Source organism: Sphingomonas sanguinis (genome assembly GCF_001476905.1).
In the GTDB taxonomy this organism is placed as follows: domain Bacteria; phylum Pseudomonadota; class Alphaproteobacteria; order Sphingomonadales; family Sphingomonadaceae; genus Sphingomonas; species Sphingomonas sanguinis_B.
In genome coordinates, this window is sequence record NZ_LDTE01000220.1 from 1 (window position 1) to 720 (window position 720).

1 protein-coding gene is annotated in these 720 nt (G+C 72.4%); it reads right to left on the minus strand.

Annotation, left to right across the window (positions count from 1 at the left end):
* Nucleotides 1–668: motility protein A (locus SB4_RS18695; protein WP_058753739.1), on the minus strand; the 668-nt coding region annotated here is incomplete at its 3' end.
* Between the last annotated feature and the right edge of the window lie 52 nt (nucleotides 669–720).

Here is a 720-nt window from a genome sequence, read left to right on the forward strand (position 1 = left end):
CGGCGGGGCGGGGTCGGCGGGCTGATCGCGGCCGCCGGTGCCTCGCGCGCGGACAGGGCGGCGAGCGGCAATTCGATGCGCATCCGCTCGAATGCTTCGATGCGGGCGGCACGGCGCAGGCGGGTGGCGATGGGCTGGGCGACCAGGTTGGCGAACAGCGCGCCATATAAGGTGGCCAGCAGCGCGATCGCCATCGCGCCGCCGATCCGCTGCGGATCGTTCATCGTCGCGAACATCGCGGCCAAGCCGATCAGCGTGCCGACCATGCCCATGGCGGGCGCGGCCTCGGCGGCTCCTGCCCAGACATCGGCGACTGCCAGATGCCGCTCGACCCGCGCCAGCCGCGCGTGGCGGGTGCAGGCGACGACGGCCTCGGGGCGTTCGCCATCGACGATCGCAGCAATCGCCTCGGCCAGGTCGGGATCGGTGATGACCGACCGGTCGAGCGTCAGCACGCCGTGCCGCCGGGCGATCCGGTCGAGATGGGTGATCTGTTCGAGCAACGGTTCGGCCGAATAGGGCGCGCGGACCAGCACGCGCAGCGCCCGGACGCTGCGGCCCGCATCGCGCCACGGCGTGCGCAGCAGCGTCGCGACCAGCGTTCCGCCGAGCACGATCGCCAGGGCGGCCGGATCGAAGAATTGGGAGAGGGGCGGCAAACCGTTCATGCGCCCGTGCTTTGCAAGGGGCGGGCCAATTCGAGCCAGCGGCATCCCAGGG